The organism is Oribacterium sp. NK2B42, assembly GCF_000424445.1.
Classification (GTDB): Bacteria; Bacillota; Clostridia; order Lachnospirales; family Lachnospiraceae; genus Oribacterium.
Genome location: NZ_KE384190.1, coordinates 62,074 through 69,794, shown reverse-complemented (window position 1 = coordinate 69,794; position 7,721 = coordinate 62,074). Strand labels below are relative to the sequence as shown.

Below are 7,721 nucleotides of genomic sequence, written 5' to 3'. Positions count from 1 at the left end.
CATCCATTTCCCCACAGGGTGGATACGCAACCTAGCGGCTTATACAGGTATAGCCTGAGGCTCCCAACCAGCCAAAACATAAATCACCACCGAATGGACTGACAGACTTTGTTCGAGGTATCACCAACCGAAGTTGGCTCCCAAGGAGGAACCGTCAATGATCCTGCCTCGATGATTATATACCTTTTGATCTGTCTGGAGTATATGGGAGCTACAGACATGTATAACTGTTAGTTAAGCTCCTTGATGATATCTGATGAGAGGGGAATCCTCCCTTCAATCATTACTTAGATTTGGAAATTGAAACTATTAACTGTAGTCCTTAATGACTACATCATTACTATACTAGGAGGTACACCATTATGACAGTCTTTAAAAGAAAGACGTATTCATTTATTGATCTTATCCCGGGATTCGAGTCTGCCGTAGATGCTTTTCTTACTGATTGTGCAAATGAACACACTATGATACATCTGCAGAATATGCGGAGACGATGCAGACTATTTTTGAAATGTATGCAGTTCTGGGGCCGAAAGCGACTTGACGAAATCACTTATGACGATATCGAAAGATATGATAAGGAGTTATCTCATCTTAAAAAGATGTCAAGAATCATTGAGGAATCAACCTTGCATCAGTTTCTTAAGTATCTTTCTGATCATAGGCAGGTACATATAGGCAGATACATATATATGTATCTGATCGAACTTGATTGCATCACTAAGGTTGAATGGCTTTCTAATGAAGATCAGAAACGCATCATTGCATTTAAATCTATATATAATGATTTTCCGGCAGATGAGTTTCTTGAAGCTGGTAGAGAACTAGTAAGAGAATTCATAAAAAAAGGATATCATAGGAAGTATGTTGAAGACTTTGAAAGGGTAATACGGGCTCTCTATTTGTTTCTTGATCTAAACGGACTTGGATATGATTCGGATCTGGCAAATATATGGTTGAATTCAGATGCTGCCAAAAGCATTTTTCACGGAAAGTCTTTAATCGTTGCCAAGCGAGTACTGAACGTTTTTAAAGATTATAGCGAGACCGGAGAAGTTGATTTTTGCAAAGTATATCGCAGAGGAATATCCGGCCTTAATGAACTGCCTGACTGGTGCATTACTCCATTGCTCGTATTTGTTTCTCAACGCTCAAAGGAAAAGCTTGATGAGAAAACTGTTAAGAACGACATTTATTCTTTGCTGAGGTTTTGCAGATTTATGCTAAGAAAAGGGCTTAAATCATATGAGGAACTTACAGGCGAGGTTATACATGAATTCAACATAGATGATAAACATTTGTCTCCAGAGGGAAAGAATGCATGCAATCTTCGGGTCAAAAGATTTCTGAAGTTCCTGTACCGTAAGGGAATTATCTCTTCCCCAGGATTGCATCATGCCCTTGGAACCGCTGCTGTATCAGTTGAAACGATAGTAAAAATACTTGATGAAGACGAAATCGAGTCTGTCAGAGTTTTTGTTGAATCTGCTTCCACTCCTTTAGAACTCAGGGATAGTGCGATTTTTCTGTTAGGGTCAGATATGGGGATGAGAGGATCCGATATTGTAACCCTTAAACTATCTGATATCGATTGGAAAAATCGATGCATTCGATTTAACCAAAATAAAACATCCAGAGACGCATGGCTGGCAATGCCAACATCCGTTGGTAATGCTATATACAGATATCTCAGATATGGCAGATCAAGATCATCCAATAGTGAATATATATTTGTAAGTGTCCATGCTCCATACGAAAGAATGTCCAGGTGTATCTGTTATGCGACAATTAATCGGATTCTTCCTGAAAGAGATGTTGATGGTTCCGGATTTCATGTCACAAGAAAATCTTTTTCGAGCAATCGACTGAAAAATGGAGTAAAGCCTATACTGATCGCAGATGCAATCGGTCATTCAGGTACAGAAAGCCTAACTCCATATCTTTCTTTGGATAAGGATAAAATGGCTGAATGTCCGTTATCTCTCAGTGTTCTCCATATATCTTTCAAAGGAGGATTCTGATGAGCGAGTATACATTTAAAAGCGTTATGGCTCCATATATACAGGGGCTGTTATCTCAGAAGCGAGCTCTAGGATACAAGTATGTTGTAGAGGAATATGTGCTGCACAGCTTTGATGAGTACTGGATCAAAGAAAATGGAGATTTAGATGAGCTTACACGAGAATCGGTTGAAGGCTGGATGCAAAGAAGAACAACTGAAGGAAGAACCAGTAGAAGTGCCCGTATAAGTGTGTTACGACAGCTTTCGATATTTATGAACGGTATTGGGCATGCTGCATACATACCTGATGAGAGATACGTTAAAGACCATCCGATTATACACATACTTTCTGCCAACGAAATAACTGAATTGTTTTCGGTTATAGATAGTTATTTTCCGCAAAAGAATTGGCCTCATGTTATTCGGTTATCGAATGAATACAAAATCCTGTTCAGACTGATCCTGACCACGGGGCTTAGAAGAAATGAAGCACTCAACATAAAAAGAGAAGATATCGACTATGACAATAGTATCATTATTATTCGTGGTGCAAAGGGACATAAAGACAGGCTGATTTATATCTCGGAGGATATGGTAGAACTTCTGAAGAAGTACATTACCTATCTTTTAAACATACCGGATCTGAATACGGTTTGGCTATTTCCGGCATTAGATGCTTCCAAGCATATCTCTGGTGGAATAGGTGATCGTTTCAATAAGTTTTGGAAGAAAACAAAGTATGCTGAAACTTGCGAAAAAACTCCTACAATCCATTCTCTCCGTCATACATATGTAGTAATCCGCATGAACCAGTGGATGGAAGAAGGCGTTGATCTCAGTGTTATGATGCCATATCTCAGCAGACAGCTTGGCCATACGTCTGTCAATGAGACATTCTACTACTACCATCAGGTCAAGGAGGCCTTCAGAATAATTCATAAGAATGATACAGTCGCCTCCAAAGTAATCCCGGAGGTGAGAGTAAGATGAAGAGAACACTTGGTAAGAATTTGTTTTTCTCAATGACCATGGATTTCCTTCATGTGTATCTGCCTCAGGGTCACGACAGTGAGAAAACTATCAAAACGTACAAGGATGGGCTTACTGTTTTTCGAAGATATGTAACTGATGAGTGCGGTATCTCAATAAGAGAGTTTACTTTTTTGGACTGCACATTTGACTTTATACTTGAGTATCGTAACTGGTTGCTTGATAAAAAGAAACGAAAACCAAGCACCATTAACAATCGACTTGCAGTCATAAAGACGTATTTACGATATGCAGCTGCAAAAGACATTTCAATACAGCAGATACAGATAAGTGTATCTGAAGTTCCGTTTCTGAGAGTGCCGAAGGTGATTCGTCCTATCATTGAGAACAAGGAAACCATAGCCGCTCTTTTGGATGCTCCGCCAAATACAAAAACAGGAACCAGAGATACAATGATCATGTCAGTGTTATTTGACACTATGATCAGAGCTGATGAATTAATTAATCTAAATCTAGGAGATGTACAGATCAAAGTAGAGACTCCGCATCTGCTTGTTCATGGTAAAGGTAACAAGGAACGAATAGTTCCAATTTCTGAAAAGACAATACCTCTAATCAGGCAATATTTAACCGAGTTTCATGACCAAGAATGCCGCAGTGCAGTAAATGAAGGGATTCCATTCATATATACAACCTCGCATGGAGAAAGACATCGTATGTCAGAGCGTAATGTCGAAAGGATACTCAAGAAATATGGCGATGCAATCAGGGAAAATCATCCAGATTTGCCGTCTACAATATACCCTCATATGTTTCGGCGCACTCGAGGTACAGGATTGTATCGAGATGGCGTTCAAATAGAAGCCATAGCTGTGGCAATGGGACATGCAAACATTCAGACAACAAAAGATCATTATGCATTCCCATCACTTGAACAAAAGCGGGATGTCATGAATATGGGTGACTCTTTGGTGATCACAAAAACAGATGTTGAACAAGAATGGCCGGATGATGAAGATGAACTGGCACGCCAATGTGGGTTAAGATGAGTATTGTTATCCGCACATTTTTTATTTAAAATATCCTAAAATCCTTGAACTACCTGGTTTTTATTCAGATATCTTCGGATAACAAAAGTGTGCGGATAACTTTTCGTAGTGTAAGGCCTTTATGCGATCCGCTCGTCTGCCACAGAACAAGAATACAGCATTACTGTAAGGATCAAGGTTATAAGCATCGCGGACTATGGCCATTAGTCCATCTATGCTCTTTCTCATGTCTGTGTTATTTGAGAACTGGAATAACACAGATTATCCGAGAAGAATTATTATTCGAGAAGATTTTAGTTTTATTTGCTGATTTACGAATCTTTTATGATTCTTCTCGAATAACGATAGCTCATTTATTCTTATTGTATCAAACTACAATAAGGAGGTATTGCTGTAATGCAAGTGCAGAGCTATTCATTTGAGGAACTTAGGGCAACACTTCTTGAAAGACTTAGCGAACAAGGGTGTACACCTATTACTGTTACCGGCTATAGGTATCAGTGTAACAGCATCTTCAAATGGCTAAAAGGAAACGGCTACAATTATTATAGTGCGAAAGGAGGGGATGCATTTTTAAACGATTATTATTCTAAACATGGTAAAAACCAGTACTATAGTAATCTTAGGACTGTAGTGTACCGTTTGAACGATATCTTAAACAATACTTGGATAAATTTGCACACTGATCGCTGTAAACATTTTTGTTTAACGGATGATTTTGGTGAAATAGTGGATAGATATTGTTCAAGGATTACCAATAAAGGCTATGCAAAGGGCACCATCATTTTCAAAAGATATGCGGTGTCATGGTTTTTGGATGAGCTGGTAAAACTAGACTGTAAAACTCTCTCAGACCTTTCGCCAGCATCTATAAGCCAAGCCTGTATAAAGATAACTTATCAAGGTCTCTGGGGTGAGATCAGGTTGTTCCTAAGATATCTTAATGATTATGAAGGTGTGAATTCAGACTATTCAACACTAGTTCCTCACTATAGGAAACCATATGTAATTCCAAGTGTTTATTCTATTGAAGAAATACGAAGGATAGAAGAAATCATAGATACGAGCACACTTCTAGGAAAACGGGATTATGCAATGATCCTCCTTGCCTCAAGAATGGGAATGCGCTCAGGGGATATTGTAAAGTTAAAGATAAAGGATGTTGAGAATAGATCCAGCATAGATATCCTCCAGGAAAAGACAAGACACATGCTGCATATTCCGTTAATCAGAGATGTTAAGTCAGCAATTGATGATTATTTATCCGCCAGACCATCAGTAAAATCAGATTTCATATTTATAAGTGTTTATTCTCCGCATAACCCGATAACGACTTCATCCATCAGAGCAGCATTGAAAAAATACATCATGCTGGCTAATGTTGATACTGGAAAACGCAAAAAAGGTCCTCATGCCTTAAGATCTTCTTTGGCAAGTTCTATGGTTAATGATGGGATAAGCTATGAGACTGTAAGAAAAGTACTAGGGCACAGCTCTAAAAGTGCTATTAAGCATTATGCCCGAGTAGACATAGAGCGTCTCAGAAGATATAGTCTGATGCCACCACTACCTACCGGAAAGTTTTTCGCATTTCTAAATGGGGAGGTGTGATGAGATGACAGAGTTCAATTCTGTTTTTTGTGATGAACTAAAGCTCCACCTTTCTATAAGAAAGTCGGAACTCGGTCCAGAGGCATATAGACATTATCGAAGAACAATGATTTTATTTGATGAATATCTGTGTAGGATCAAACATATTGTTAAAGAAATACCAGAAACGGTAATCGAATCCTGGATTAAGGAAGTTAGAAAAGGTATTTCGTTGAATACTGCCGGCCAGCATGTTCACTATGTCAGACAGTTACTAATCTTTCTGGTTAACTCAGGTTATAAGTGCTTCATTCCAAGAAATCTTGTGACGCATGACACATATGTTCCTTATCTCTATTCTGACGAGGATGTAGAAAAAATCTTTGCATTTGCTGATTCAATGGTTGTCTACAAGTTTAGAAAGAACAAATATGTGGAAAAAGAGATGCCGATGCTCCTGCGCCTGCTGTATTGCTGCGGACTACGTGTCGGAGAAGCGGTAAACATTAAAGTTGGAGATTTGGATTTTGACAGGAACCTTATTATTCTGAAGGTTACAAAAAAATACAAACAACGTCTGGTTCCCTTTGGGAAAGAGTTGGCTGAGATTCTTTATCGCTATTGCATAGGTATGGGAATACTTAATGATTCTGATGCATATCTTTTTCCTGCAGAAGACATGCATAGTCATATTTCGACTGATAACGTTGGAAACTATTATAGGAGTATTATTAGGTTGGCCGGAATAAACACCGGAAAACCTTTAAAAAATGGACGCGGTGTTTGTCTTCACTGTTTCCGCCATACGTTTGTTGTAAGATCATTTGACAAAAACGAACGTCATGGTATAAAAGCTAGCGAATCTGTTCCATATTTATCAACATATTTAGGCCATGATAGTCTTTATGAAACTGAAAAGTACTTGAAATACAGCGGTAATTATTTTGAGGATGCGCTTACAAAGTTTGATGATTATTCTGGAGAATTGTTCCCGGAGGTAACCATCTATGAGTAGGCGCAAGATTGAATTTATTTCACTACTGGAAGATTATTTTGAGATATACTTGCCACACAGCCGAGGACTTAGTCCTAACACGATAGAATCTTACAAGCAAAGTTTTATGTTGCTGCTCGGTTTTATGCGAGATATAAAAGGGATCAAAGCTGATGATTTAAGATTTTCCGATTTGAATTATGATACTCTGCTAGAATTCTTTAACTGGCTTGAAAAAGAAAGAAATTGTAAGGCTGTCACCAGAAACCAACGTCTATCCGCTCTTTCTGCATTCTCTGAGTATGCGCAGAATAGAGATTTTGATGCAGCTTCGGTATTCAGAAGTGCTGTCATAAAGATTCCGCTAAAGCGCAGTGACAAGAAAATACGAGCAGTTTTCTCAAGAGATGAAATAAAAGCACTTTTGGCACTTCCAGATGAAACATATGAAACTGGGTTGAGAGATAAAGTTCTTCTATCATTTATGTATGCAACAGGTGCCAGAGCTCAGGAGGTCTGTGATTTTACCGTGAATGGGCTCCATATAAATGATAAGAACGCATCTGTTACGTTGATTGGCAAAGGATCAAAATCCAGACAAGTAGGCATTTCATTGGCTTTGGCAGAAACAATCCAAAAATATATCAGACACAGACACATCGGAGGTTATCCTGAAAGACATGTTTTCTCAAGTCAAACACACGAAAAGATGACCATATCTTGCGTTGAGGGAATATATAAAAAGTATGTGACTATTGCAAAAGAAAAATATCCGACTATGTTCTTAAAAGACAGTTATCCTCCTCATTCCATGCGGCATAGTACTGCATGTCATTTATTGGAAGCCGGAGTAGATATAGTAACAATCAAGAACATATTAGGTCATGTATCGGTTCAGACCACACAGATTTATGCTGAGATGTCACAAGATTTAGTCGACAAGAAACTAAAAGAGTGGAATGATACTTGGTTCGGAAACAAAGTTGAAATAAAGGATTCTAAAAAAGATGTTCCGGATTTCTTGAAGAGGAAGTAGAATGATTATCCGAGAAGAATTAATGAAAACACTGGTAGAAACTGACTTTACTAAAATTTT

Annotated in this window: 7 protein-coding genes; 6 read left to right on the top strand and 1 reads right to left on the bottom strand. The window is 38.3% G+C overall.

Translation table 11 applies throughout. The annotated features are described in order from the left end of the window. The first annotated feature begins 692 nt into the window (after positions 1-692). From G625_RS0117000 to G625_RS0116990, 3 genes are read left to right on the top strand one after another with little or no spacing between them, the layout of a single operon-like run. The gene (locus G625_RS0117000; RefSeq protein WP_198014935.1) at positions 693-2,021 is read left to right on the top strand and encodes a tyrosine-type recombinase/integrase; all 1,329 of its coding nucleotides are present in this window, start codon (positions 693-695) and stop codon (positions 2,019-2,021) included. Further along, positions 2,021-2,992, top strand: coding sequence for a tyrosine-type recombinase/integrase (locus G625_RS0116995; protein WP_049895992.1), 972 nt, complete (start codon positions 2,021-2,023; stop codon positions 2,990-2,992). The genes G625_RS0117000 and G625_RS0116995 overlap by 1 nt, the downstream gene beginning before the upstream one ends. Further along, positions 2,989-4,041, top strand: coding sequence for a tyrosine-type recombinase/integrase (locus G625_RS0116990; protein WP_029202050.1), 1,053 nt, complete (start codon positions 2,989-2,991; stop codon positions 4,039-4,041). Before G625_RS0116995 ends, G625_RS0116990 begins: the two co-directional genes overlap by 4 nt. Positions 4,042-4,101: 60 nt before the next feature. On the opposite strand, the gene tnpB is transcribed toward G625_RS0116990, so the two are convergent. Then, positions 4,102-4,299, bottom strand: a complete 198-nt coding sequence (gene tnpB, locus G625_RS23705; RefSeq protein ID WP_198014934.1) for an IS66 family insertion sequence element accessory protein TnpB — start codon at positions 4,297-4,299, stop codon at positions 4,102-4,104. A 138-nt stretch (positions 4,300-4,437) separates the two neighbouring features. On the opposite strand from tnpB, the gene G625_RS21690 reads away from it, so the two are divergent. From G625_RS21690 to G625_RS0116975, 3 genes are read left to right on the top strand one after another with little or no spacing between them, the layout of a single operon-like run. Next, positions 4,438-5,652, top strand: coding sequence for a tyrosine-type recombinase/integrase (locus tag G625_RS21690; protein ID WP_049895991.1), 1,215 nt, complete (start codon positions 4,438-4,440; stop codon positions 5,650-5,652). 4 nt (positions 5,653-5,656) lie between these two features. Beyond that, complete coding sequence (locus tag G625_RS0116980; protein ID WP_029202049.1) at positions 5,657-6,646, top strand: tyrosine-type recombinase/integrase; 990 nt, start codon at positions 5,657-5,659, stop codon at positions 6,644-6,646. After that, a complete protein-coding gene (locus tag G625_RS0116975) occupies positions 6,639-7,661 on the top strand; it encodes a tyrosine-type recombinase/integrase (RefSeq protein ID WP_029202048.1) in 1,023 nt (340 codons plus the stop codon). Before G625_RS0116980 ends, G625_RS0116975 begins: the two co-directional genes overlap by 8 nt. Positions 7,662-7,721 lie beyond the last annotated feature (60 nt).